The organism is Paenibacillus terrae HPL-003 (genome assembly GCF_000235585.1).
In the GTDB taxonomy this organism is placed as follows: domain Bacteria; phylum Bacillota; class Bacilli; order Paenibacillales; family Paenibacillaceae; genus Paenibacillus; species Paenibacillus terrae_B.
Genome location: NC_016641.1, coordinates 1,066,606 through 1,090,515, shown reverse-complemented (window position 1 = coordinate 1,090,515; position 23,910 = coordinate 1,066,606). Strand labels below are relative to the sequence as shown.

Annotated in this window: 25 protein-coding genes and 1 pseudogene; 17 read left to right on the top strand and 9 right to left on the bottom strand. The window is 47.3% G+C overall.

Annotated features, from left to right (window positions below; translation table 11 throughout):
* Window positions 1–101: 101 nt before the first annotated feature.
* On the bottom strand, window positions 102–551 hold the full coding sequence (locus tag HPL003_RS05125) for an AbrB/MazE/SpoVT family DNA-binding domain-containing protein (protein WP_014278554.1): 450 nt from the start codon (window positions 549–551) through the stop codon (window positions 102–104).
* Between the two features lie 431 nt (window positions 552–982).
* On the opposite strand from HPL003_RS05125, the gene HPL003_RS05120 reads away from it, so the two are divergent.
* The 11 genes from HPL003_RS05120 to HPL003_RS05070 all read left to right on the top strand — a co-directional run bounded on the left by HPL003_RS05120 (window position 983) and on the right by HPL003_RS05070 (window position 10,010).
* Window positions 983–1,621, top strand: a complete 639-nt coding sequence (locus HPL003_RS05120; protein WP_014278553.1) for a ThuA domain-containing protein — start codon at window positions 983–985, stop codon at window positions 1,619–1,621.
* Window positions 1,622–1,723: 102 nt separating this feature from the next.
* Window positions 1,724–2,083 (top strand): phasin family protein, encoded by a 360-nt coding sequence (locus HPL003_RS05115; protein WP_014278552.1) that lies wholly within the window; start codon window positions 1,724–1,726, stop codon window positions 2,081–2,083.
* Window position 2,084: 1 nt separating this feature from the next.
* A complete protein-coding gene (locus HPL003_RS05110) occupies window positions 2,085–3,755 on the top strand; it encodes an ABC1 kinase family protein (RefSeq protein WP_043922307.1) in 1,671 nt (556 codons plus the stop codon).
* A gap of 23 nt (window positions 3,756–3,778) precedes the next feature.
* Entirely contained in the window at window positions 3,779–4,351 is a 573-nt protein-coding gene (locus HPL003_RS05105; RefSeq protein WP_014278550.1) for a hypothetical protein, read from the top strand.
* A gap of 63 nt (window positions 4,352–4,414) precedes the next feature.
* Window positions 4,415–4,654 carry a hypothetical protein gene (locus HPL003_RS05100; RefSeq protein ID WP_014278549.1) on the top strand — a complete coding sequence of 80 codons (240 nt, stop codon included), beginning with the start codon at window positions 4,415–4,417 and terminating at the stop codon, window positions 4,652–4,654.
* Window positions 4,655–5,059 (top strand): PIN domain-containing protein, encoded by a 405-nt coding sequence (locus HPL003_RS05095; protein ID WP_014278548.1) that lies wholly within the window; start codon window positions 4,655–4,657, stop codon window positions 5,057–5,059.
* A 289-nt stretch (window positions 5,060–5,348) separates the two neighbouring features.
* On the top strand, window positions 5,349–6,797 hold the full coding sequence (locus HPL003_RS05090; RefSeq protein WP_014278547.1) for a SulP family inorganic anion transporter: 1,449 nt from the start codon (window positions 5,349–5,351) through the stop codon (window positions 6,795–6,797).
* Window positions 6,798–7,016: 219 nt separating this feature from the next.
* Window positions 7,017–7,682, top strand: a complete 666-nt coding sequence (locus HPL003_RS05085) for an amino acid ABC transporter permease (RefSeq protein ID WP_014278546.1) — start codon at window positions 7,017–7,019, stop codon at window positions 7,680–7,682.
* A complete protein-coding gene (locus HPL003_RS05080) occupies window positions 7,663–8,340 on the top strand; it encodes an amino acid ABC transporter permease (RefSeq protein ID WP_014278545.1) in 678 nt (225 codons plus the stop codon). Before HPL003_RS05085 ends, HPL003_RS05080 begins: the two co-directional genes overlap by 20 nt.
* A gap of 18 nt (window positions 8,341–8,358) precedes the next feature.
* Window positions 8,359–9,114: an amino acid ABC transporter ATP-binding protein gene (locus tag HPL003_RS05075; RefSeq protein ID WP_043922306.1), complete on the top strand. Its 756-nt coding sequence runs from the start codon at window positions 8,359–8,361 to the stop codon at window positions 9,112–9,114.
* Between the two features lie 17 nt (window positions 9,115–9,131).
* Entirely contained in the window at window positions 9,132–10,010 is an 879-nt protein-coding gene (locus HPL003_RS05070; protein ID WP_014278543.1) for a cysteine ABC transporter substrate-binding protein, read from the top strand.
* 146 nt (window positions 10,011–10,156) lie between these two features.
* Here HPL003_RS05070 and HPL003_RS05065 read toward each other — a convergent pair whose 3' ends face one another.
* From HPL003_RS05065 to HPL003_RS05055, 3 genes are all read right to left on the bottom strand, one after another.
* Window positions 10,157–10,417 carry a helix-turn-helix domain-containing protein gene (locus tag HPL003_RS05065; protein WP_014278542.1) on the bottom strand — a complete coding sequence of 87 codons (261 nt, stop codon included), beginning with the start codon at window positions 10,415–10,417 and terminating at the stop codon, window positions 10,157–10,159.
* Window positions 10,418–10,481: 64 nt separating this feature from the next.
* Window positions 10,482–10,751 carry a helix-turn-helix domain-containing protein gene (locus tag HPL003_RS05060; RefSeq protein WP_014278541.1) on the bottom strand — a complete coding sequence of 90 codons (270 nt, stop codon included), beginning with the start codon at window positions 10,749–10,751 and terminating at the stop codon, window positions 10,482–10,484.
* A gap of 143 nt (window positions 10,752–10,894) precedes the next feature.
* Window positions 10,895–11,137, bottom strand: a complete 243-nt coding sequence (locus tag HPL003_RS05055; protein WP_014278540.1) for a helix-turn-helix domain-containing protein — start codon at window positions 11,135–11,137, stop codon at window positions 10,895–10,897.
* A 170-nt stretch (window positions 11,138–11,307) separates the two neighbouring features.
* Here HPL003_RS05055 and HPL003_RS05050 point away from each other — a divergent pair, with 170 nt between their 5' ends.
* Both HPL003_RS05050 and HPL003_RS28845 read left to right on the top strand, forming a co-directional pair.
* Complete coding sequence (locus HPL003_RS05050; protein WP_014278539.1) at window positions 11,308–11,667, top strand: hypothetical protein; 360 nt, start codon at window positions 11,308–11,310, stop codon at window positions 11,665–11,667.
* Window positions 11,668–11,916: 249 nt separating this feature from the next.
* The gene (locus HPL003_RS28845) at window positions 11,917–12,024 is read left to right on the top strand and encodes a putative metal homeostasis protein (protein ID WP_158308728.1); all 108 of its coding nucleotides are present in this window, start codon (window positions 11,917–11,919) and stop codon (window positions 12,022–12,024) included.
* 127 nt (window positions 12,025–12,151) lie between these two features.
* On the opposite strand, the gene HPL003_RS05045 is transcribed toward HPL003_RS28845, so the two are convergent.
* Window positions 12,152–13,384, bottom strand: coding sequence for a PHB depolymerase family esterase (locus HPL003_RS05045; RefSeq protein ID WP_014278538.1), 1,233 nt, complete (start codon window positions 13,382–13,384; stop codon window positions 12,152–12,154).
* 391 nt (window positions 13,385–13,775) lie between these two features.
* On the opposite strand from HPL003_RS05045, the gene HPL003_RS05040 reads away from it, so the two are divergent.
* Both HPL003_RS05040 and HPL003_RS05035 read left to right on the top strand, forming a co-directional pair.
* Window positions 13,776–15,320, top strand: a complete 1,545-nt coding sequence (locus tag HPL003_RS05040) for a phytoene desaturase family protein (protein WP_014278537.1) — start codon at window positions 13,776–13,778, stop codon at window positions 15,318–15,320.
* Window positions 15,292–15,906, top strand: coding sequence for a TetR/AcrR family transcriptional regulator (locus tag HPL003_RS05035; RefSeq protein ID WP_014278536.1), 615 nt, complete (start codon window positions 15,292–15,294; stop codon window positions 15,904–15,906). The genes HPL003_RS05040 and HPL003_RS05035 overlap by 29 nt, the downstream gene beginning before the upstream one ends.
* 18 nt (window positions 15,907–15,924) lie before the next feature.
* Here the strand turns inward: HPL003_RS05035 and HPL003_RS05030 are convergent, their stop codons facing one another.
* Complete coding sequence (locus HPL003_RS05030) at window positions 15,925–17,340, bottom strand: SMI1/KNR4 family protein (protein ID WP_014278535.1); 1,416 nt, start codon at window positions 17,338–17,340, stop codon at window positions 15,925–15,927.
* A 251-nt stretch (window positions 17,341–17,591) separates the two neighbouring features.
* Between HPL003_RS05030 and HPL003_RS05025 the strand changes: the two genes are divergently transcribed.
* The gene (locus HPL003_RS05025; protein WP_014278534.1) at window positions 17,592–19,232 is read left to right on the top strand and encodes a DUF6138 family protein; all 1,641 of its coding nucleotides are present in this window, start codon (window positions 17,592–17,594) and stop codon (window positions 19,230–19,232) included.
* Window positions 19,233–19,537: 305 nt separating this feature from the next.
* Here the strand turns inward: HPL003_RS05025 and HPL003_RS05020 are convergent.
* The 3 genes and pseudogenes from HPL003_RS05020 to HPL003_RS05010 all read right to left on the bottom strand — a co-directional run bounded on the left by HPL003_RS05020 (window position 19,538) and on the right by HPL003_RS05010 (window position 21,674).
* Window positions 19,538–20,097 (bottom strand): annotated as a pseudogene (locus tag HPL003_RS05020) (hypothetical protein).
* Between the two features lie 31 nt (window positions 20,098–20,128).
* Window positions 20,129–20,758: a hypothetical protein gene (locus tag HPL003_RS05015; RefSeq protein WP_014278533.1), complete on the bottom strand. Its 630-nt coding sequence runs from the start codon at window positions 20,756–20,758 to the stop codon at window positions 20,129–20,131.
* 271 nt (window positions 20,759–21,029) lie between these two features.
* Window positions 21,030–21,674 carry an immunity 50 family protein gene (locus tag HPL003_RS05010; protein WP_014278532.1) on the bottom strand — a complete coding sequence of 215 codons (645 nt, stop codon included), beginning with the start codon at window positions 21,672–21,674 and terminating at the stop codon, window positions 21,030–21,032.
* 426 nt (window positions 21,675–22,100) lie between these two features.
* Between HPL003_RS05010 and HPL003_RS05005 the strand changes: the two genes are divergently transcribed.
* Window positions 22,101–23,726: a DEAD/DEAH box helicase gene (locus HPL003_RS05005; RefSeq protein WP_014278531.1), complete on the top strand. Its 1,626-nt coding sequence runs from the start codon at window positions 22,101–22,103 to the stop codon at window positions 23,724–23,726.
* Window positions 23,727–23,910 lie beyond the last annotated feature (184 nt).

The following is a 23,910-nucleotide window of genomic DNA, read 5'->3' as shown; positions in this document are numbered from 1 at the left end:
AGCCGGGTCCCTTAATGACAAGGGTCCGGCTTTTCTAAACTTAGGTAAGATTCAACCTTACACAACATGGAAGCGTATTCATTACTTATCTGGCGATTTGCTCACATGAGCTTCTTCAACTGGGAAATCCTTCCCTGACTCACACCTAGCATAGAAGCGAGTTGTTTTTGAGAGGATGCTGGATGTTCTTCCATAAGCTCTCTCATTTTTTCCAGAATGACATCTGTACGCTGATAAATCTTTTTCAAATGCATATTTTGCTTGATAGGAGCTAAATGGGTTTCTGCCACTGTGACCAGAGGTAAATCTTCCGTTTTCATCGCTGCTGCACATTCGTCGCAAATAAACTGGTCTTTAAAATAAGTGTTCGTATCAACCGCACCGCAAAATATGCAATTGGTTGATTTGTACTTACGGAGCATGAGTGTCTGGTCTTCAATAAAAAACTCTAATGGATCGCCGATGTCAATCTCCATCGTCATGCGCAACTCTTTAGGAAGCACAATTCGTCCCAAGCTGTCCAAAGGCCGGGTCATTCCAGTCCTCTTCATTCATGCAACCTCCCCGGTTTTTTAAGATTCATAGAATGTATAAGTTTTAAAAGAGCTTAACAATTCTATAACCGCAAGCATAAACTTCTTACTAAAAAGCGATCCAGCTTTTTTAGAAAACACATGAACACGCTTTTTTTCTTACGAGTATACCATAAACCGTTGAATTCGCCAGTGTTCACGCATATAATTTTTTGAATATGTTTATTCCGATCGAATATATATGCTATAATCTTCTGCTAAAGGATTTAATAGCCTGCCTGTAGAATTAATTATATATGCCGTAACTCGGGCGATGATGGCGGTGTTATGCGCAACGGGTGAGGGCTATTTGAAAATTTTTGAGCCCAGAAACCACACAAATATGAACAAATGACACGGGGCATCGCCTTTAAAGTCCTTATATACAGATTAGGCAAGGAGGATTCATCATGGAAAGAAGAAAAGCATTGTTGTTAGGAGATTATACGTATCCGGAGTTTCACCCGCTACAAGGGGTGGACGGAGAGATTAGCCATATTTTACAGGATTGGATGACGGTACAATGCAGCGAAAATCGTAAAATGCTGCTCAAGGAAAACCTGGCCTCATTTGATTTATGCATCTCATACTGCGACAGCCGCAAGGAGGTACTGTCTCCCCAGCAAGCAGCAGGGTTGCTATCCTACGTCAGTGGCGGGGGTGGACTGCTCGTGCTGCATAACGGAATTACATTGCAAGGCCGATATGAAATTGCACAGCTCATTGGGGCGCGTTTTTTGCGGCATCCTGCTGCGGGCCAGCTGTCCTTCAAGGTGACGGAGCCGGACCATCCGATTATGGAAGGAATTGAACCGTTTGAGATCGAGGAGGAGCCGTATCGGTTTGATTTTGATCCGTTTACTGAAAAAACACTGTTGATGGAATTCGAGCATGAGGGCCAATGGTGGCCAGCAGCATGGTCGTTGTCCTATGGCTTGGGGCGGGTTGTCTACTTGATGCCTGGGCACAATCAGCCAAGCTTCCAGCATGAAGGATATCGCAAGTTGATTCTTCAGGCTGCCAAGTGGGCCGGACGCTTGCCGGGCTAGCATAACTGATATCGTCAAACTGGGGAAGGGGAGCTGCGGACTTTATGCGGTTCCCCTTTTCGGGTTATACTATAGGAAATCACAGGTAGGGGAGGATATATCATGAGCGATTTGTTCAAAAAAGCCATCTCATTGGGATGGGGCCTCACCATTGTCAGCAAAGAAAAGGTGGAAAAAGCCGTCGAGGATCTTGTGAACCGGGGAGAACTTGCACCATCGGAATCCAAAGCACTGGTCGATCGTCTGATCGAACGGGGCGCAGAGGAACAGGGACAATTCAAAACGGCGATCCGCGAGCAGGTTAGCCGCATTTTGCAGGAACTGGACGTACCTACCGAAAATGATGTCGCAAGTTTGGAGCAACGTGTGGCATCCCTGGAAAAACAGGTAGCGGAGCTGGAAAAAGAAAAGGCGGCGCTTACGGGTTCGAGCGATGCTGAAGAAGGGAACCAACTGGATTAAAATGGCGGTTCGTATAAAGCACGCCGGTCGTTACCGGGAAATTGCCATGGCGCTGGCGCGTCATGGCTTTGGCTATATGGTGGAGGAAATGGGCCTGTTCCAGCTATTATCGCTGCCCCGTAAGTGGCTGATGAGAGAAACGCCAGAGTCCAAAACGCTGGGCGAACGGATTCGGCTGGTGCTGGAGGATCTGGGGCCTGCGTTTATTAAGCTTGGACAGTTGGCAAGTACGCGCACAGACCTGTTGCCAGAGCCGATTATCCGTGAGCTGGTCAAGCTTCAGGATCAGGTGCCGCCTTTTTCCGCTGAAATAGCACGCGGCATTTTGGAACAGGAGCTGGACACGTCATTGGAGAATATTATGACCCGTTTTGACGATGTTCCGCTGGCTGCCGCTTCCATTGGTCAGGTGCATCTGGGTAAGCTGCACAGCGGAGAGCTGGTCGCCATTAAAATCCAACGCCCCGGCGTGAACCGCATCATTCGGCGGGATCTGGATATCTTGCGGGAACTGACTGCAATGGCCGTCAAACGCTGGGCATGGGTGGAACGCTATCAGCTTAGCCAGATGGTGGAGGAGCTGGGCAGATCGCTCATTCAGGAGCTGGATTACAACCATGAAGCCCGCAATACGGAGAAAATCTCGCTCCAGTTCGAGCAGGACCCGCATATCCATATTCCGAAAATATATTGGGACCATACCTCTTCACGTGTGTTAACCATGGAGTTTTTGGATGGTACCCATCTGGGCAATCGCGAAGAGCTATTACGTCATGGATATAATTTAAAAGATCTGGCACAGCGGCTGGTAAACAGTATGCTGCATCAAATCTTTATTGAGGGTTTTTTTCACGCCGATCCTCATCCGGGGAATTTGCTTGTCCTGAAAAATGGCAGTCTCGCTTATTTGGACTTCGGCATGACCGGGCGGCTGAGTGAAGAGATGAAGAATCATCTTGCCTCGCTTATTATCGCGCTGATGCGCAAAAATACCGATGCCATGGTTCGGGCTATCGAACGGCTGGGGCTGGTTGAGCCAGATACGGATATGAACGCGCTGCGTGCCGATCTGGATAAGATGCGCGAGGATTACTCGGACGTTCCATTCTCGCAGGTCAGCATCGGGAATGCCCTGAACGACCTGTTCGGCGCAGCACAGCGGCACCGGATCGGCCTGCCTTCAGACGTCTTGCTGCTCGGCAAGTCGCTGCTGACGCTGGAAGGGGTCATTGAGCATCTCGATCCTGATCTTAGCATTCTTGCTCTGGCGGAGCCTTTCGGCAGCAAGCTGTTAAAGGAGCGCTTTAGTGGTCGCCGTATCCGGGGCAAGCTGCTGGGCGGTGCGACCGAGCTGGTCGAGACGCTGATGGAGCTTCCAGGGCAGGCAAGGCATCTGGCTTCGATTATCAGCAAGGGCAAGCTTAAGCTGGAGGTCACCGTGCCGGAACTGGAAATGCTCCTGCGCAGGCTGGATCAAATCAGCAATCGCCTGTCGTTCAGCATCGTTCTGCTGGCGTTCTGCATTATTATGGTCGGCCTAATTATCGGTTCATCACTGAATCATCAGGCGACCATGTTGTGGAATGTGCCTGCGATTGAGATTGGCTTTGTCGTCGCTCTCTTAATGGTTGCCTTTTTGCTGTATTCTATTTTTAAATCGGGAAGATTTTAGATACCCATCGGAAAGGATGAGCCATGGATACTCATGAGGTCAACACCATCCCCATTCATAATCTCCAAATTACAGATGTGCCGTGGCACCGTCTGACGACACCATATGGCAGGGGGAGCGAGCTGCCACAGCTCATATCGGACGGGAAATATGATGACATTGCTAATCTGATTGAGCATCAGGGCACATTGTGGCAGGTTACGCCATGGGCGTTGCTTTTCTTATTGCGTGATATACGGACGAGAAGATCGGATCGTATTACGCTGAGTGAATTGGAATTGTATCATGCGGTCGTTGGGGCACTGGAGATGGTACAGGAGCAAGCCGATTCACAGCAGTCTGTGGCATCCCTGACCATGCTATTGGACGAAAAATATCTATGGTCCGAAAACGGCGATCCCGAAGAAGATGAACTGGAGTGGGAGGAAGAGGAAGCGCGCGGCTATGATCCAGTGGCTTTTTGGAGCTATTACGATTACAGCTATCAGCTATTGAAGCAGGCTCTCCCTGATTTTGAAAACATGTATCAGCATAATTCCGATTCGGAGATAGCAGAGGCTTTATCTGAGCTGGTGCAGGAATTGCAAAAATTTTAAATATAAGAAAATGAATCCCCCGAGCTGCGACCGGAATCTGATCTTTACTAAGGAGTGCTTCTAGTGGCAAAAAAATTAACTGATATGCATCGTATACGTCTCTTAAATCTCCTTCGTGATATTGGGTTTGAACCATCAAAAGTTACTATAGAAAATAAACAAGGGGAGACTGAGGTTATTGATTTAGAGTCCCCGTTACCTAAAGGGTTGCAAGCCGTCTTAGATTCCCGAGGCAGCCTAAGCAAGGAGCAATTACTTGAGATCGAAGAGAGTGTTAAGCAATCCAGGGAGGATTGGGATTAGATGGGGTATTTATTTGACACGAATGCAGCCATTGCCCTTCATAGACTTGACTCATCCTTGGATAGAGTAATACGACAAGCTGAGAAAGATAAAGAAAATATTTTCTTTTCTGTCATAACTCAGTCCGAGTTTATAGCTGGGTTGTCCACAGATACTGACTTAGATTTGATACCTTTTCTTAGCGGGGATTTTATTGCAGTTGATTCAGAGATTGCAGTTAAAGCCGGGCGTATCAGAAGAGAACAAAAGGAAAAGTTTGCAAGAAAGCTTAAGACCCCGGATGCTTTGATTCTTGCGACAGCTATTATAAACAGATTGGTGCTGGTTACGGCGGATCAAGATTTGCAGTTTGCGGAATCCGAGTATAAGGTTAAGATGATAAACTTTAACAGGTCGGAGTCTTAGGAATTGCAAAAATTTTAAATATAAGAAAACGAATCATATGAAGTAAACGAGCGATATTTTAAGAAAATGGGTGATTTCTTTCTGTAAATAGCCTCTGACCTGACTCGTTTCTGCGGCCCCCTTACGTTATAATGATGGACTGAATGTAACGGGCGGGTTCGTGTGAGAGAAACGAGCCGAATGATAGGAGACGTATGCGATTGGCCGCTGGACGGAGGCCCGGAACAACTACCAGGCTGCGGGTCAACACGCTGTTCTCCGTTAATATAGGAGGCTGGAACGAGACTGTATGAATCTTAGACAACAATGGTTCGGTAATATCCGGGCTGATATACTTGCAGGTATGACCGTGGCGCTGGCGCTGATCCCGGAGGCGATTGCCTTCTCGATCATTGCGGGCGTCAATCCGATGGTCGGACTGTACGCCTCCATTTCCATGGCAATCGTCATTTCTTTTGCAGGCGGACGTCCGGCGATGATCTCGGCAGCAACCGGGGCTGTAGCGGTACTGGTCGTCGGTTTGGTGAAGGATTATGGCGTGGAATATCTGTTTGCGGCTACTATTTTGGCAGGTATTATTCAGGTGCTGCTGGGTGTTTTGAAAATAGGACGTTTTATAAGCTTTATTTCGCAGCCAGTCATGACCGGGTTTGTGAATGCGCTGGCGATTCTCGTCTTTATGGCGCAGCTCACCCACTTTCACGGAGCCAACTGGATCATGTATACGATGGTGGCGGGTACGCTGCTCATTGTGTATATTTTGCCGAAGTTTGTAAAAAGCATTCCCGCTCCATTGACAGCAATCGTCATCATGACGATCATCACGTATGCATTCGGGTTAAATGTCAAAACCGTAGGGGATATAGGTACGCTGACCAGCTCACTGCCTTCCTTCCATTTACCGCAAATTGAGTGGTCGTTGCATACTTTGTGGATACTGCTGCCATATTCCTTTACGATGGCGCTGGTTGGACTGCTGGAATCGTTGCTGACAGCCAGTATTTTGGATGAAATGACCGAAACGAAAAGCAATAAAAACCGGGAAGCCCGAGGACAAGGGATTGCCAACTTTGTAAATGGTTTTTTCGGCGGTATGGGTGGTTGTGCCATGATCGGACAATCCGTTATTAATGTTAGTTCGGGAGGTAGAGGGCGTTTGTCCACCTTCACGGCAGGAGTGTTTCTGGCCTTTCTGCTGCTGGTGCTCGGCGGGGTTGTGAAGGAAGTACCGATGGGCGCATTGGTGGGAGTCATGTTCATGGTGTGTATCGGGACGGTGGACTGGAACTCGCTCCGAAACATAGCCAGGGCTCCCAAAGCGGACACGTTTATCATGGTTACGACGGTCGTCATTGTGGTGGCTACGCATGATTTGTCCAAAGGTGTTATCGTGGGCGTACTGCTGAGTGCCCTGCATTTTGGCTGGAAAATGGCTAAAATCCGCATCAACACAACAGAGGACAATGATGAAAAGGTGTACCATGTTAGGGGGCCGATGTTCTTCGCTTCAACGACGCATTTTGTCGACCATTTTGAACCTTCGGATGATCCGAAACGCGTGGTGGTGGATTTCAGCCAATCGCATATTTGGGACCATTCTGCGGTAACCGCTATTGGGAAAGTGCTGCAAAAGTACACGAAATCCGGTAAATCCATGACCCTGCGGGGACTGAACGAGGAAAGCCGTTTGATTGTGGAAAGGCTCGGCGGACCTGTAGTTACGGAGCCGCTGGTGTGATAAATCGTATAGTATAAATCAAAGCCTGGAATGGGATATAGCCATTTCAGGCTTTTTTGCATGGATTTCTGAAATGAACAAAGGTTTTATTCCTAAATCATAGATAAATATGACAAATTTTTGTCAAAGTATTGACGTAATAATTGGGCTGGAATACAATCATTGTTATTAAACTTACAAAATACATAGGAATAATTGAAAATTGAAAGGTATGTACATATGAATTTAGACTGGGAGTTTATCGTAGAGAGCTTGCCGCTGTATGGTGAGGCGATGTGGCTCACCCTGAAGATTGCTTTTTGGGCCATTCTCTTTTCGCTGATCGTCGGTTTGCTGTGCAGTATCGTGTTGTATTACAAGGTGAAGGGCATCAGCGGCATCATTGTAGCGTATACCGAGCTTTCCCGAAATACACCGCTGCTTGTACAACTGTATTTTCTGTATTATGGCTTTACCAAAATGGGTCTGCATATGAGTGAAATGACGTGCGCCATCGTGGGCATGACCTTTTTGGGCGGAGGGTATATGACAGAGGCATTCCGTGGCGGGATTGAAGCGGTGAGTAAAACTCAGATGGAATCCGGGGTTAGCTTGGGACTGTCCAAGGTGCAACTGGCGCGATATGTTATTTTACCGCAGGCCTTTGCCATCAGTGTTCCGTCGTTGGGTGCGAACGCCATTTTTCTGCTCAAGGAGACTTCCATTGTCGGCGCTATTGCTTTGCTAGATGTCATGAATGTGGCAAAAGACCTGATCGGCATGTACTACAAAACGGCGGAATCGCTAATTTTGCTGGTGCTGGCTTATCTCGTCCTGCTTTTGCCTCTGTCGATACTGCTGACATGGGTGGAAAGGAAGGTGCGATATGCAGAATTCGGGGATTAATGTGCTTTTTGAAGGTTCCAATTTTGAGCGTCTGTTAGGTGGCTTGCTCGTTACGATGGAAATTGCGTTTATTTCGATTGTAATCGGAACAGTGCTGGGCATCGTGATGGGGCTATTGCGCACTTTAAAGTCAGGACCGATTCGATTTGTATTGCGGCTTTATCTGGAGACGTTTCGCATTATTCCGATTTTGGTTTGGCTGTATGTGGTGTACTTTGGCTTCACGCCTTTGCTGAATGTGAACATTAGCGGGGAACTAACGGCAATTATCGTGTTTAGCTTATGGGGTGCGGCGGAGATTGGTGACATCGTTCGTGGTGCGCTGGAATCGTTGCCCAAGCATCAGGTGGAATCCGGGCAAGCGCTCGGTCTGACATATAGACAACTGTACCGTCATGTGCTCATACCTCAGGCGGTACGCCGAATGCTGCCGGGTTCTATTAACCTGGCAACCCGGATGATCAAAACAACGTCATTGGTGGTGCTGATCGGCGTGGTAGAGGTGGTAAAGGTCGGGCAACAGATTATTGAGCTGGGTGTGATTAAAGCGCCTGCGGCATCTTTTTGGGTGTACGGCTTTATTTTTATACTATATTTTCTCGTGTGTTATCCGTTATCCAGACTTTCCAAAAGATTTGAACGCAAATGGCAAAATTAGCAGGATGGGGTGGGCGTAATGGCAGAGGCTTTGGAGGTATTACTGGAGATTCGAGGGCTGGACAAAAGCTTCGGTGATCGAAAGGTACTCCAACAGATTGATCTGGAGGTAACAAAGGGGGAGGTCGTGGTTATTCTTGGCCCTTCGGGTTGCGGGAAAAGCACACTTCTGCGATGCCTCAATGGTCTGGAGCCAGTCCAAGGCGGAGATATCCGATATAGAGGGCAGGATCTTACGGACAAAAAAGTGAATTGGCGGGAGGTACGGCAGCATATTGGGATGGTATTCCAGAACTATGAGCTGTTTCCCCATATGACAGTCTTGGAAAATATACTGCTAGGCCCGCTTAAAGTGCAGCGGAGAAACAAGCAGGAAGCGTTCAAGCAAGCGGAGCAATTATTGGAACGGGTCGGTCTGCTGGATCGCAAAGATGCGTATCCGAGACAATTATCTGGCGGACAAAAGCAACGGATTGCGATTGTACGCGCACTGTGTATGAACCCCGAAATTATGCTCTTTGACGAAGTCACGGCATCCTTGGACCCGGAAATGGTCAGGGAGGTGCTGGATGTGATGCGGGAGCTGGCCCGACAGGGAATGACGATGATTATCGTGACGCATGAGATGGGATTCGCCAAGTCGGTAGGGGATCGCATAGTTTTTATGGATCAAGGACAAATATGCGAAATGACCACGCCGCAGCAATTTTTTACCCGACCGGAAACAGAGCGTGCCCAGCACTTTCTGGATATATTTCAGTACGAAACTTTATAAACAGGGGGATGAATACGATGAAAAAAGGGTTGAAGTTAACGGCATTATTGCTGGCTGTAAGCTTGCTGCTTATCGGATTGACGGGCTGCGCGGGAGCAGGAGGCAATACCAACAGCAGTTCAGGCTCGGCAAAATTTGCTTCGATTGAGGACATTAAAAAGAACGGCAAAATCCGAATTGGTGTATTCGCGGATAAGCCTCCGTTTGGCTACGTGGATTCGGAAGGGAAAAATCAGGGCTTTGACGTATATATTGCGAAACGATTTGCCAAGGACCTTTTGGGCGATGAGTCCAAAGTAGAATTCGTTCTGGTGGATGCCGCTAGCCGGGTCGCTTATTTGCAATCCAACAAGGTAGACATCATCATGGCTAACTTTACTGTGACGGACGAGCGCAAAGAAAAGGTCGATTTTGCTAATCCGTATATGAAATTATCCTTTGGTATTGTATCACCCGACAGCGCTCCGATCACTACAATTGATCAATTGAAGAACTCGGATCAGAAGCTGATTGTCGCAAAAGGAACGACGGCTGAGACCTATTTTACGAAAAATTATCCTGACATCAAGCTGCTCAAATTCGATCAGTACACAGAAATTTTCTCAGCTCTCAAAGACAAGCGCGGCGCTGCCATCGCTAACGATAATACAGAGCTGATTGCTTGGGCGAAAGCCAATCCCGGTTTCACCGTAACCATTCCAGCCTTTGGCGGCCAGGATACCATTGCCCCCGCAGTAGCGAAGGGAAATAAAGAGCTGCTGGACTGGATCAACAATGAGCTGGATACGCTGGGCAAGGAAAACTTTGTCCATCAAGCCTACAAGGACACACTGACCTCCGTTTACGGAGAAGGCTTCACAGACCAATTGGTCGTAGAAGGCGGCAAAGTGGAATGAACTTTTGAAAGGGTCGGGTAAAGAGGCTCGACACGTTTATACAATCATTTTAAAAAGTAATTAAAGCAAAAAGACCCAACTGCCAAGAATTGGGTCTTTTTGCTTTGTGTAGGCTTATTGAAAATAACGCCACTCTCTATGCAAAATTAATATTCCCGGGCTTCATCTTCGGGAATATATTCGAGAACATCGTGCAGGGTTAACTGGCGACCAGAAAGACGAATCAGCGTTTCCATCACCGTATTAAATGTTTTGAATTCGATCCGCTTGGTCGTATTGCTACACATTTCATAGATGGTATTAGGCCTGATTTTAGCTTCACGAGCAAGAGCATTTTTAGTTATCCCTATATCCTGAAGCAATTCTTCAAGCTTAAAGGTAATTCCCTGTGCGTTTGACATTCTCATGTTGAACGGAACCCCCGTGTTCTAACGAATTACAATAAATAATTGAGGTCATGCTTTGGTAGTCTCAATGTTCCTCAATTCCATCTTCGGGAATATATTCTACTATATCAGCAAGAGTAATAGTCCTTGTAAATCTTCGTTGGCGGGCAAATCTGTTCAAAGCATCAAGTATATGGACTAGTGTTTCCAGTTCAAGTCTTTTGGTTTTTCCATTTACCATATCTATTACAGTAGCCGGACGTATTTTTGCTTCTACGGCTAGTTTATTGCGGGAGATATCAAGTTCCTCCAAGATGTCGCCAAGTTTAAAATGGTACCTCTCATGAACATTCATGATAAAAAGTGCTCCTTTATAAGTATAGATTCTAGTTATGTACTCTGAAATGATGATGACAACAATTATTCTAAATTACGAGGATAAAAATATCCCTGCCAAAGGCAGAGATATAAAGCGCAGCGAACTATTCTATAAATAAATTAGTGTTTCTCTGATTCATCCTCGGGAATATATTCGAGAACATCGTGCAGGGTTAACTGGCGACCAGAAAGACGGATCAGCGTTTCCATCACCGTATTAAATGTTTTGAATTCGATCCGCTTGGTCGTATTGCTACACATTTCATAGATGGTATTGGGCCTGATTTTAGCTTCACGAGCAAGAGCATTTTTAGTTATCCCTATATCCTGAAGCAATTCTTCAAGCTTAAAGGTAATTCCCATACATACACCTCATTAAAATATATTTAAACAAAAGGATATTAACAGTTGAAGTTTATCCTGATAGAGTATACAATAACTAAAAAGGATAAACTCTTCGAGATATTGAATGATAAGCTTGTTTAGCTTAGGTTCATAAAAATACTTCATTAAGTTTGAGGGAGTTGACAGTAATGAACAAAAGTAATTTTGAAAAAGTCAGCCTTATTCTTGGTCCCTGCGATCTTCCCCATATGTATGAGCTTTTTGAGGGTTATCTAATCAAGGACCGATACGTCATGATGATTGACAACAGCGTGCTTACCCTCCGACATGTAAAAAAGGAAAGACATCATTCGCATCTATATGTTGATGGCGACACAGGTGGCATCACTCTTGCCAGGCATATACAACGTGAAGACATAGATGTGATTACCGAGTTGGTCGAACGATTGCGCAACATGGATGCATTAAGCTTTCTTACAGATGAATTGCTATGGAACACATGTCGGGAAGATATAGACTTTGATTTAGTTCGGAATAAAGGACTATGAAAACATGGCGAACGTAAATTCTGATTCGAATTTTTGTTCTCGCTTTACTTATATATAATGTAACACAGAAGCGTAAAAGGGTGAAATAATCTCTCCCATTACTCAAGGTAATATTTACTTCCCCAAATGTCTTGCATCCTTGTATAATCCATTATATAGTTTTAAACTATAATGATAATAATCATTACTAATATATTTTAGGTGCATGCTCCCAATATGAGCCTAAGTGAATAGGATGGTGATTTGCACATGGCTAAAACAGATGTGGCAACTGCCAGAAGACAGCTCAGAAGTCCGAACAAGGTAACTCGCAGACGAGCTTTGAGAACGATCAAAGCTGCGAAGCGAGTGAAGTAGTAGGTCAACGTTTTAGATAGCAAAACAGCGCCAGACGGGTATCGAACCGTCCTGGCGCTTTATTTTTGGAGATATATAAGCCGAAATATGAAACTTTTAAGTTCGGTTTTATCTGCAAAAACTACATTTATTTCTTTTGTGCAAACAGCCATTCAATCATATCCTGATTTTGCAAAGCGGGAACCCAGGAAAAGTGTCCTACGGGTTTAATAATGCCTGCTTCATATTCAGTAAAATGAATGAGGTTTCCGTTTTGTGCTTTAATGGCAGCTACCATTTCTTGCGAGTTTTTAGGGCTTACCGAGGTGTCGTCTACGGCATGGAAGGCCCAAATAGGAACGTTTTTCAGTACTTCGACGTGTTTAGGATCAACAGGTGCATACATGTTAACGGCTTTCTCATAGTTGGTCAAACCGGCAATCGGCACACCTGCGGCGAACAAATCAAGATTTTTCTCCAACAATCTCCAGGTGCCCATAGCTCCTTGAGAAATACCAACGATATAGATTCGATTGGTGTCGATCGGGTATTTTAACGCCGTTTCACGTACCAGATCGGCAACAGCACTGTTGCGCGGCTCATCCGCCCAAATGAATTTATGTTCCAGGTCAATTGGGCTTTGTGGAGCGATTACGAAGGACGGGTGCTTGGCTTGCTGTTCAGGAGAAGCCCAAGTAACGGCACCAGCATTCGCCAGCAGGTTTACTCCGTTTCCGTCACCACGCTCACCGTTTCCATGCAGAAACACAACCAGCGGGTAGGTTTTTCCAGACTCTACTTTAGGCTCAAACGTAAAGTAGTTAAGTTTGAAGCCCTCTTTATTCTCAAAGGTGTTTTTTTGGAAATCGTCCACGATAGGTGTGATTTTATCGGTTGCTTTTACAGTCTGTGCAGAGGCTGGAACGACTGTTTTCTTTTGAGTAGCAATGTCTTTCTTCTGGGTGATGTTATAATTCAACGGATTGATGCGGTTGACTCCACTTGTTGCATCGTAAGTAAGGGTACTTGCATTATTATCTTGCGTATCCAGCTCGATCACGATGTATTTGCCATGAGTACTGCGGTTGGTGATGGCTCCTGTATCGTTGGTATATACACCGGTCACGGTTCTGTCTGTGTATACATCATTGAGTACAGATTGAACCTGAAAGCTGGAAGTGGACAAGGATGCCCCGTCAATATTGGTGCTGTATTTCAGTACAACGGCAGAAACGACTTCACCCAAAGGCTGTACCTGAGTAAGCAGGGTAGCCTGTGGTGCTGGTACATCGGCTGCTGCGGCAGAGCTGGAGGACGGGAAAAAGATCGTAAGCAGGAACACGAAAGATAGTAAAACAAGGGCGAAACGTCTTCTTTGCATGAGATTAACTCCTTTGGTGTCATTTTTTTAAAGCGCTTTCTATATGTTCGGGATGTTTGACTGTAGGATGCTGCATCCATATAAAATGAAAAAAAGGCAAACTCCGGGTACACAATTTAAATGTACTCGGGTTTTGCCTTTTCAGTAACAATCCCACTTGAAGGATAGCATCTTCATTGGAATCTGACAAGTGAAAGCGCTACAATTCTGGATGTTTTTTATATTAATTGAACTTTTGCAGCTGTAATAAGAGCTAAATCTCTTATATTTCGCTGAATAGCTGGCGGGTTACCAACAAAACAGGGCTTTCCAGGCGTAATGTTTTGGTATATAATCCCCTTGACTTAACACTGTTAATTAAAATAACGATGTTAAAAAAGGGGATGAAATCATGAGTAAATATGATGTTATCGTCATCGGCGCTGGTTTGGATGGCTTGTCCTGTGCAGCAAGACTCTCCGCGCTCGGTTACCGAACGGCTGTTTTTGAAAGTCATACCCTCGCCGGCGGCTTTGCAACTGAATTTACAAGAAAGGGGTATACCTTTGATGTATCCCTGCATGGTGTAGGTGGACTCGAGGAAGGCAGCTTCGGACAGATGCTAAAGGGCTGCAATGCGGACCAACGGATCGTACCTCTCCGCAAAAAACACCCTTACTCCATTCGCTGGGAAGGGCAGACCATTGATATTCCGTCCGATGTTCAGGAGTATGTGCAGCTCCTCAAAAACATGTTCCCTGCTGAGCAGACAGCTATCGACAAGCTGTTTGCAGGCATTCGTCGTTTTGGGGCAGGCTTCTCCGTCTTTTCTTCCTCTTCCCCCGGTCTCTGGCGTAAGACAGCGGGTCTGCTCAAAGCAGGAACCTTCTTCCGCTGGACGCAAATGACCACCTGGGAGGCTGTAAGTCAGTTTGGGCTGTCTGACCGATTTACGGAATTTTTCACCGCACTTTGGCCCTATTATGGCTTGCCCCCGAAGCGGCTTGCAGCCTTGTACTTTTTCATTCCCTGGATCGGCTATCATCTGGAGGGAACGTATTACATTCAGGGGGGCGCACAGGCTTTATCCAATGCACTGGTTGCCGCGATTCAGTCAGCCGGTGGAGAAGTTCACCTGCGTAGTCAGGTATCTGAAATTGTGCTCGTAGACGGCAAAGCAGCCGGTGTCCGTCTGAAAAAAGGGGATGCGTATGAAGCCAATTGGATTGTGTCCGGTATTAGCCCTCATCATACCTATGGCCGTCTGTTGTCGAACCATGATGCTGCCCGCCGTGAGCTGGAAGCCGTCAGCAGGCTGGAGACTGGCACATCTCTCACTCAATTGTATCTTGGGTTATCCTGCGAGCCTCATGAGCTTGGTATTACCGAAGAAGACTTGATTCTGTATGATGTACCGGATTCGGAGACAGATTATGAAGTCATGATGAGCGGCCAGTACACCAAAGGCAACTGGATGCTTACCAATTATAACGCCATGGACCCCACACTTAATGAACCGGGTAAAGGCGTTATTGCAGTTACATTTTTGGACAGATTGGAGAACTGGCCTGCCACACGTCCCGAATATAAAGCCAAAAAGGAAACCGTAACACGGCAGATATTGGAGCGCCTTGAACAGCTGTATCCAGGTTTTGTCAGCAAAGTGGTGGTGGCAGAGCTGGGAACACCTCGGACGATGCAGCGCTATACCGCCAATCCCGGCGGGGCTGTCTACGGTTACGCTCAAACAGTCCGACAGTCAGGCATAAAAAGGCTGAAGCATAAATCCGTTGTAGAACGTCTGTCATTGGTAGGTGCCTGGACACAGCCTGGAGGCGGGTTTCAAGGGGCTATGAACTCGGGTATAATGGAAGCTGATCGTATCGCCGCCAAATTGGGGCAGGCAGAAAGGGCAAGTATATCTACTCATGAAGCATATCAAACGCCGAGAACGTGAAAGCAATGAGATCCGCCAAAAAATTATCGAGGCCGCCCGGTCGCTGTTCCTGAATCAAGGGTATGCCGAGGTCTCTATGCGCAAGATTGCGGATCAGATCGAATATTCACCGACGACCATTTATCATTATTTTGCCAATAAAGAAGCTGTTGTCCGTGAGCTGCTGCTGGAAGGAAATGCTCTGTTCCTGCAGGCTCTCCAGCAGCGCTTGGAAGAAGCAGAGGCGGCGGGCTTGAATGCCTTGGATAGGCTGAAAACGGTATCTGATGCTTACGTCCGTTTTGGAACGGCTAGTCCGGAATATTACAATATCCTGTTCATCAGCGACCTTGAGTCCGTAAGCCCGGTCAGCCTTATTGATAGTGGACGCTTTAAAGGCTTTGAGCTGCTCGAAGCCGGACTCCAAGCTGCTATGGAGGAAGGCAGCATAACTCAAGGGGATGAGCGCCTGATCGCCACATCCGTGTGGAGCATGCTGCACGGTTTGACTTCCCTGCTCCTGAATTTTGATCTCCCTACGGCAAAATCGAATGATGAATTGATTTCATTCACTATAGATACTTTTTTTCGGGGGTTAAGCCGCTGACGCAGTGGCTCCAAAAGATTAGCAAAGCCCCAAATCAGAAAGCTGCTCCAGCACTGCTTCAATACGGCGTTTATCTTTTTTGAGCATAACGCGCTGCAAGGAAGCTTGTAGCAGGTTTGAGATTGTATTCAGGGCATCAGCTTTTAGGGAAGGGACGCGTCCTTTTTTTATCATGACCTCCAGTGCCCCGGCTACAATTTTTTGGTGAAGCTCACTGTCGGATAGCCAGTCGAATAGCTGCTCCACCGTAGGATAGGACTCGGCAAAAAGCACTGACCAGCCATCCGCCGGGTAGTTTACCTTGTCCCGCATCCAGTCAATGACCTCTGGAGAATGAAAATGATGTAGCTGCCCGTTAGCAACGTACCCTTCTAGTTTACCATCCCTCGCCGAATGCTGTGGCAGGTAATTGCACACGTATGCCAATCCTTCATGCTCTGGCAGGCAACGGGCGGTCAGATAGGCACGTGGTGACGTGAAGGCACCCACAGCATGGAAGTTATTTTTGACTAAAGAAGTCCATGCTTGCGCGGTGTCCGGCTCCCATAAGGAGCGTACCCAATCGGCTGCTCCGTCGCCAGCGGTTTCTCCTATAAAAACGAACCATGTAGCGAATTGTGCAGGGTTATGCTGAATGCGCTGCTCCCAGGCAAGGAAAATATCCTTCGGATCATAGGACTGAAAAGCCTGCAATATGACAGGATTGTCTACACTATGCATCGTGGTGTATTCAATCAAAGCTTCAAGCGAATGGGCATCCTCCAGCTTCACATTGCAGAACGTATCCAGCCATCGTACCCACATTTGTAGCGGGGGACTTTTTAGCTGAATGCCATGCTCGTCAGTCACTGTCATCCAATTCCATACCCATAGGCCGTGCAGTGTGAGGATGGTGTCTATATAAGCAGGCAGATTGTCCGCAAGCAAGGTGAACCGATCCTGCTCGTGATCATAGCAGAACACGGCTGGCTCGGCAGATGATGTCGCCAAATCGAGCAATACCGGATCGCCCGCACCGTTGTAGTTGAAAATCAGATACCGATGTTCGTCCGTTGTCGCTGGTGAGTCTGCATTTTCCCCATAGAATGTAAAATAGCTAATATACTCATGATTCCAGCCAAACTCACCCGTGATATCTTCGAGTATGTTCAGTTCGTAATCAGAGGTGGAGCTATGTTCACCTGTACGTCCCGATACATCCCTTACAATACAGTGTTGGGGGAGCGACCATAACAGATATAGGCTGCCACATCGTTGGATCAATTCTGATAGGGAGGCAGGCAAGGTCATCTGTAGCCGTTCCTCCAGAGCAGCCAGCTCCACTGTGGAGATGCCCTCCGTCCACTTGTACTCCACGTCAGGCATTCCGCTTTGTCTCAGACGTTCTGCGATTTCTCCCAGCCTATCAAGGGTTTGCTCAAAATGAGCTGTCATTTTCATTCGTCCTCCTTTTACTTTAAAATCCGACAATGCTGCTTCTGCAAGAATGCAGCCACCGGCGTATGTTGTGTGGAAACCCAATACATATAGGATGCACCTGCTTACCGGTACTCTATCTATAGAGATAGAGACCAAAAGTAAATGAGAGATATGCTATAATCAGGAAATCAAATAGTTATAGATAAGTCTATCTTAATTACGTAGGAACTACAATTTGTAAGGGGATGAAGGAGGAGCACATCGTAATGACATCAGGGGTACAAGCATACATAGATCCGATTTTCGAGGCAATTGAGAAGGCGTACGCCTCTGAGCAAAAGCGCATTGCCGAATTCCAGACCAAAAGTGTCCTTCACGAAGGGATTCATGAATACTTAAAAGTGACCTGTAAGGAGGACGGGCTATGGGTGGATACCTATGAACCGTTTGATTGGGATAACCGTAGACCGGATACGAAAATTTCTGGTTTTACGGAGGGGGTAACGCTCCAGCAAGTGCAGGACGAATGGATGCCTGTGTTCAGGGAACGGATAGAGGCTCTATTTAAGTCTGAAGAATGTAGTCCCATGTTCTTTCGTTATCGGCTGGAATTTCATCTGAAAGTGGTCTTGGATAAGAAATCCAGTCATTTTACATTCTCGCTCCTGAACGAAGATAAACGGCAGCACCTGTTAGCCATTATCCAGCAGTTTGTAGAGCAGAAGCTCAACCCTGCCAGTAAAGCTGTGCCGAAGGAAAAGGACGATTTTTTCTTTGTGAGGCACATGCTCGATCCTCATTTGTACCCTATAGATGCCCAACGGGTGGATGAGCTTCTGAATCGAATGGATGCAAAAGTGAAAGTGAGCCGCAATCGTGAGGAAGCATGGAGATATCAGCTCAACCGTGGCTTAAAGCGTTGGGCTGAAGATGAATTTTTGGCGAAGTATGCGGACTGGAAAAAAAGCTATGAGTTGGATTATACGGAGGAGCCTGATATTCATCCTTCAAATATTCCTGCGCCAGCAATGGAAATGTTCCTGCTCACCGCGATGCGAGTGGGTTCGACCCATGCGGATGCACGGCAGAAATATTTGGAGATCGCTGCACAGCTAGGCTCGGAGCAGGCTGCCCAATGGCTCAAAAGCGGGTCAGGAAGCATTCCAGCGCTATATACAAGTGGGCGCGTCACCTGCAAAGCAAATGATATTTTGCAAACGCTGGAGGTTCATATTCATTCGGAGGAAGAAGAGAGCTACAGGGAAGCGCTCGTATATGTATGCGATATTTTACAGAAGGGCTTTACCAAGGAATATCGCCTGAAGCTCAAGAGCAAGGTAAAAAATATCCTGCCTGTGCCCAAGCTGGCTAAATCCACGCTGCATCGTTTTTTTGCCAATGCATTGGAATATCCCGCTCTCTATCCGCTACTGGCTGAGTATGCAGATATCGTGATGGAAGAGTTCAAGTGGTACAACGATGTGGAGCCGGGAGAAAAATCGGCGATGCCGGGCACCTATGCGGTGATGGGACTGGGACTTAAAGGTACGGACTATTTTCCATTGGTGATTCGCTATATGAAGCTGGTGGACACGGAGCATCAGTCAGTACAGGACGGCTACGCGGCTGCTTTTGCCGAAGCGCATGGACTGACGCCGGACACCATTCCAGTTTGGACGACGATTCTTCTGGCAGGCAACCAAAGTGCCAAACCGTTGAAATCGTCTGGAATCGAAAGTGTAGAGCAGGCACAGGTGCTGGTGGAGGAACTTGAGAAGCTGGAGGAATACGACAAAGAGCTGCTTGTTTACCGAATTTGGGGTGGCCAGAAAAAGCTGAAAAGCAGTCTGAAACAGGCTGATCCTGAGGTGAAAGTGCTGCTAGAGTCTTTTATTCCGTTTGGCTAACGGCTTGAACTAACGCTTCGAGACTATCCTGATTCTTTCCTTCCATAAAAAGAAATAGACCGCCCTCGACAAAGGCAAACGGTCTATTTCAATGATCATCCTTTGACACGGCTACCGCCCTTAAAAGCGGCTGTTGCCAAAGAGTGAGGATGTTGACGCATCTTCACTCTTTTTTAGAATACACATCTTATTCCCATTTTAACACTTGAAAATGACCTTTTCAATGCGCCGATGGGTGGAAAGGTGAGTAGCTCGTGTTTAATTCTTTTGAACATGATCGTTACTCCTTTGGCTTCGCAGCCTCGTCAGGCCAGCTCTTCCTGAATGATTTCTGTTTTCAGACCTTTGGCGCTTATAATCGTAATACTAATCGCATCAAAGCCATTCCGCTTCGCCTCTTCAAAATCGCATAGCTTGCCGTTGATCAGCTCAAGCTGCCCATACTCATCCACATCGTCTGAAAATTCATCATCCCAATCGACATTGTAATAAGCGGTCACGCTCACCTCGAACGTATCCTCACCGTCTTCATCTAAATAGGGTAAAAGAGGAGTGCGGTTGTTCTGCTGTTCCTCCGTATATACTTTGCATAGCAGCGCGTCGTAACCGTGTCGGGTTCCATCAAATATCACGATCTGTTCACCCGTGACTGTATCCTCCGCAATCATGAGCTGAGGTGCAAATTCAGTTACGGCGATCAGCTCGTCCATCCACTCTCCATAATAAAAATATGAAATTTCGTATGTCCGGCCTGTGAGTGGAGCTTGCCTGTCCATTCCTGCTCAATCCATGCTTCCGGGTTCTCAGGTATAGCCCATCCTTCCAAATAGGCAGGTCCCAATCGACATTGTTGTGTTTCTGTCATAAGTAGCCCCTTCCTTTTTCACGGTTATTTTTTATATCATGGATAAAGTAACGATTTTATTGTCCTCGTCCACGTCTACTTTTACGTTAATTCCCAGCTTGTCCTTGAACAGCTTACTGATATTGATATAGTTATCTTTCACCATACTGCTTGATCCACCAGAACTGCGAGTCATACCTGTAGTGATGATGGAGCGAACATATGCCTTGTCAGGCTTGGCTTCGGGGTTATAAGTATAGATGACTTGTTCCTGCTGGTTATAATAATGCTGTAACTGGCTGTAATCGTTGGCGTTCTTATATTTCTTCTCTTGCCGGACGTAATCGGGATGATTCATGGTGTAGTGAATTCTTCCGTCCAAAAAAGGATTTTCTTTGGAGGGCTTGAGTTCATATTGTCCATAGGCTAACTGAAACAAGTATTCTAAGCCGGCGCCTTCCGCCTGATAGTAGAGCTGACGGTTGTCGCCTTTTTTGTCTATAGCGGTAAAGCTGCTGATTACAGGCCAGGCATCATACTTTTCACCCTCCAGGTCCACGGCAACCTTGTACTGTACAAGTACCTTTTCATTTTGGAATAACCCGAAGCTGCTCATGATGAAATAGGCGGGAACACATATTACCCCAATAATAAGTATGAATATAAATATTTTGACTCGCATGAGTAGGTTGATTCTCCTTTGGTTGTCGATTATCTTGACAGTTCCCGCTTGGCAGACACGCCGAATTCTTCATGTTGCAGCAATTGCTTCAGGGCATGTTGTGCGAAAGGCAGGTGCTTATGTGAGCACAGCAGCGCAAAGGCTCTGCTTCCTTGACTAATATGTATGCATCACTGTGGATCAGCTTCAGAGCCACTCTGAGCTTTGCTTCCGAGCAGGGCATCCATGCCAAAGTTTGCAAAGCGGCTATTTGTCGAGTGTGTTCATTTGTTTATTCATTCAACTCTGCAATCTCCGCACGGATGCCTCTGCACAGGAAGCTGCCTGACAGTCCGGTTATTGCATCAATATCAATGACCATATCTGATTCTTCATAACGAAAATCAAGCTGTAAAATGATATTTTCCGTTTCCATAGCGGTCAGCTCATGTTCCTTTGTCTCTAAAAAAGTAAAGATCACCGCGTAACGGGGTACATTTGCCGTTGAAGACGCAGAAAGTGAAGGCTGTTCAGCCGAAGGAGTCAGATCGGGTGATTTGGGTATCAGTACGGTAGGGGGTGATAGTTCAATCGTCAATGTTATCTGGTCCTTTGTGATATCTGCTGCTGTAATTTGGTCATAATGAAAGGGAGGGAAATATCCGAGCTTTTCCACGATTTTGTCTGCTCCTTGAATGGAGACCGTCGGTGAGAAAGCCAGTTCAAGCCCGATTGAGCCTGTCAACTGGTTCTCGTATTCGGGATTGATCCGTACAAGAGCCTGTTCCGACTCTACCTCCACAATCGTGCCGATAAAATACTGCTTGCCATGAATCAGAACAATATCATGTGGAACGAACGGCAGTGCGCCCCCGGCTTTGTAATGAATGAGATAATCGTTTTCTTTTTTTTCAACGTTTTGTACCTGAATATGCATAAGTTTCAACCTCCTGATGTTTAGTATAATGGATTTTTCAAGGTTGTGGTAAAGAAAAACAAGTCCATGATTGGAAAACATAATTCATATACGGGGGATCTCGTTCGAGCATTTCCTTTATCATAATATATGACATGGCAACTAAATTCATCTTTTGCATCCGTTCATTAAAATGGTTTGGAAACCCGTTCATATTCGCGTATACTAGGAAAGTCATATATGGAACGGCCTGAGCCGCATTGCGGCCGTATGTTTTGGTTACATGAACAGAATCAACGATAACGGATAAGCTCCCTTCCTGAAAAGGGTTGAATGAGAACCGATACAAAAATGGGAATTCTGAACTATGGAACGATGAATGTCATATGGCACATGAACCTATTTTACGTGACACATATTGAATACGGATAAGGAAGTGAATACCACTTGAAGAATTTTGCAGCATTAGGCGTAGAGCAACATTGGGTAGACGCCTTGAAAGAGCAGGGAATTACAGCACCAACACCTGTACAACAGGAATCGATTCCGCTGTTGATGGAAGGTCAGGACGTTATTGCCGAGGCGCATACGGGAACAGGTAAGACGCTTGCGTTTTTACTGCCGATTTTGCAAAAAATGAATCTGGACAAGCGCCATCCGCAGGCGCTCGTGATTGCTCCAACGCGTGAGCTGGCGCTCCAGATTACACAGGAAGCGAACATATTGGCGGCTACGGAGCCAAGCTTGTCGTTGCTGGCTGTTTACGGAGGACAGGATGTAGAGCGTCAGCTTCGCAAGCTGAAGGGCGGCGCACAGTTGATTATCGGTACACCTGGACGACTGCTGGATCACCTGAGACGCGGCACGCTGGATCTGAGCGGTGTTAAAATGCTGGTGCTGGATGAAGCCGACCAAATGCTGCACATGGGCTTTCTGAACGATGTAGAGACGATTCTTCAGGAAGTTCCGTACCGGAGACAGACGATGCTGTTCTCCGCTACGATGCCAGCAGGTATCCGCAAACTGGCTCGTGTATATATGAACGAACCTGTGGATGTAAAAGTGAAGTCTGCTTCTTCTGTTCCGGTGAGTCAAATCCGTCAGGTCGTTGTACAGACGACGGATCGGGGCAAGCAGCAGGCATTGGTAGATATGCTGAATGCGGATCGTCCGTATTTGGCTGTTATTTTCTGCCGTACGAAGCGCCGTGCTGCTGCGTTAAATGAGCAGTTGCAAGAAATGGGCTTCGAGAGCGGCGAGCTTCACGGAGATTTGTCCCAGAACAAGCGTGAGCAAGTGATGAAGGCGTTCCGTGAAGCGAAGCTTCAATTGCTTGTAGCGACCGATGTAGCCGCACGCGGCCTGGATGTGGAAGGTGTAACGCATGTCTTCAACTATGACATGCCACAGGATGCCGAAAGCTACATTCACCGCATCGGGCGTACTGGCCGTGCCGGAGGCAAAGGTGTGGCGGTAACGCTCGCCACGCCACGGGATGTTCCAGAGCTTCGGAACATCCAGAAGGTTGCTGGTGTCACATTCACCAGCAGCGAGGGCGGTGGGCAGCGTAGACCTGCTGCCAGTACGGCTGAGCGGCAGGATGGAGAACGCCGCTCAGGCAGAAACGACCGCCGTTCCTTCGGCGGCAACGGTTCCGGCGGCGGACGCCGGGGCAGCGGCCGTGAACAGGCGGGCCGTCGTGACGGCGCAGGCCGTGGCCGCACAGAGCGAGAACAGCCGCGCGAAGGGCGCGCAGCTTCCGCAGGCGGCGAACGTCGCTCCAGCCGCAGCAGCGAACGCGGCGGGTATGACCGCAGCAGCGGCGGTTCCGCTCGCGGAGGTCAAGGCCGTTCGGCAGGGCAAAGCAGCGGACGCGGCGGGTATGACCGCAGCAGCGGCGGCTCCGCTCGCGGAGGCCAAGGCCGTTCCGCAGGGCAAAGCAGCGAACGCGGCGGATATGACCGCAACAGTGGCGGCTCCGCTCGCGGAGGCCAAGGTGGTCGCGGTGGACAGGCCAAAGGTGGACCACGCGGGGCTCAAGGACAGGGAGGCCGTCGCGGACGGTCCAGATAAAGCAAGAGTGTTCTCATAGAACGCTCAACTATGGTTATGATAATAGCCCCGGAGAGGCTCATCTTCCGGGGCTATTATCATCTCCACCCATGCCACCAATGCGGTAGCATCATAGGATGGAATAAGCGGCATTACTATTTTGGGCAACCACAGAAAACCAGCAGCATAGCTGCCTTGAAAATAA

What these genes read in the sequence shown, in the direction of transcription:
- HPL003_RS05080 (WP_014278545.1), top strand. Translation starts at nt 7,663, where the DNA reads ATGCAGAATTCGGGGATTAATGTGCTTTTTGAAGGTTCCAATTTTGAG.
- HPL003_RS05095 (WP_014278548.1), top strand. Translation starts at nt 4,655, where the DNA reads ATGGGGTATTTATTTGACACGAATGCAGCCATTGCCCTTCATAGACTT.
- HPL003_RS28845 (WP_158308728.1), top strand. Translation starts at nt 11,917, where the DNA reads ATGGCTAAAACAGATGTGGCAACTGCCAGAAGACAGCTCAGAAGTCCG.
- HPL003_RS05030 (WP_014278535.1), bottom strand. Translation starts at nt 17,340, where the DNA reads ATGACAGCTCATTTTGAGCAAACCCTTGATAGGCTGGGAGAAATCGCA.
- HPL003_RS05025 (WP_014278534.1), top strand. Translation starts at nt 17,592, where the DNA reads ATGACATCAGGGGTACAAGCATACATAGATCCGATTTTCGAGGCAATT.
- HPL003_RS05115 (WP_014278552.1), top strand. Translation starts at nt 1,724, where the DNA reads ATGAGCGATTTGTTCAAAAAAGCCATCTCATTGGGATGGGGCCTCACC.
- HPL003_RS05010 (WP_014278532.1), bottom strand. Translation starts at nt 21,674, where the DNA reads ATGCATATTCAGGTACAAAACGTTGAAAAAAAAGAAAACGATTATCTC.
- HPL003_RS05035 (WP_014278536.1), top strand. Translation starts at nt 15,292, where the DNA reads ATGAAGCATATCAAACGCCGAGAACGTGAAAGCAATGAGATCCGCCAA.
- HPL003_RS05050 (WP_014278539.1), top strand. Translation starts at nt 11,308, where the DNA reads ATGAACAAAAGTAATTTTGAAAAAGTCAGCCTTATTCTTGGTCCCTGC.
- HPL003_RS05090 (WP_014278547.1), top strand. Translation starts at nt 5,349, where the DNA reads ATGAATCTTAGACAACAATGGTTCGGTAATATCCGGGCTGATATACTT.
- HPL003_RS05070 (WP_014278543.1), top strand. Translation starts at nt 9,132, where the DNA reads ATGAAAAAAGGGTTGAAGTTAACGGCATTATTGCTGGCTGTAAGCTTG.
- HPL003_RS05015 (WP_014278533.1), bottom strand. Translation starts at nt 20,758, where the DNA reads ATGCGAGTCAAAATATTTATATTCATACTTATTATTGGGGTAATATGT.
- HPL003_RS05045 (WP_014278538.1), bottom strand. Translation starts at nt 13,384, where the DNA reads ATGCAAAGAAGACGTTTCGCCCTTGTTTTACTATCTTTCGTGTTCCTG.
- HPL003_RS05055 (WP_014278540.1), bottom strand. Translation starts at nt 11,137, where the DNA reads ATGGGAATTACCTTTAAGCTTGAAGAATTGCTTCAGGATATAGGGATA.
- HPL003_RS05120 (WP_014278553.1), top strand. Translation starts at nt 983, where the DNA reads ATGGAAAGAAGAAAAGCATTGTTGTTAGGAGATTATACGTATCCGGAG.
- HPL003_RS05105 (WP_014278550.1), top strand. Translation starts at nt 3,779, where the DNA reads ATGGATACTCATGAGGTCAACACCATCCCCATTCATAATCTCCAAATT.
- HPL003_RS05085 (WP_014278546.1), top strand. Translation starts at nt 7,017, where the DNA reads ATGAATTTAGACTGGGAGTTTATCGTAGAGAGCTTGCCGCTGTATGGT.
- HPL003_RS05110 (WP_043922307.1), top strand. Translation starts at nt 2,085, where the DNA reads ATGGCGGTTCGTATAAAGCACGCCGGTCGTTACCGGGAAATTGCCATG.
- HPL003_RS05065 (WP_014278542.1), bottom strand. Translation starts at nt 10,417, where the DNA reads ATGAGAATGTCAAACGCACAGGGAATTACCTTTAAGCTTGAAGAATTG.
- HPL003_RS05075 (WP_043922306.1), top strand. Translation starts at nt 8,359, where the DNA reads ATGGCAGAGGCTTTGGAGGTATTACTGGAGATTCGAGGGCTGGACAAA.
- HPL003_RS05125 (WP_014278554.1), bottom strand. Translation starts at nt 551, where the DNA reads ATGAAGAGGACTGGAATGACCCGGCCTTTGGACAGCTTGGGACGAATT.
- HPL003_RS05060 (WP_014278541.1), bottom strand. Translation starts at nt 10,751, where the DNA reads ATGAATGTTCATGAGAGGTACCATTTTAAACTTGGCGACATCTTGGAG.
- HPL003_RS05040 (WP_014278537.1), top strand. Translation starts at nt 13,776, where the DNA reads ATGAGTAAATATGATGTTATCGTCATCGGCGCTGGTTTGGATGGCTTG.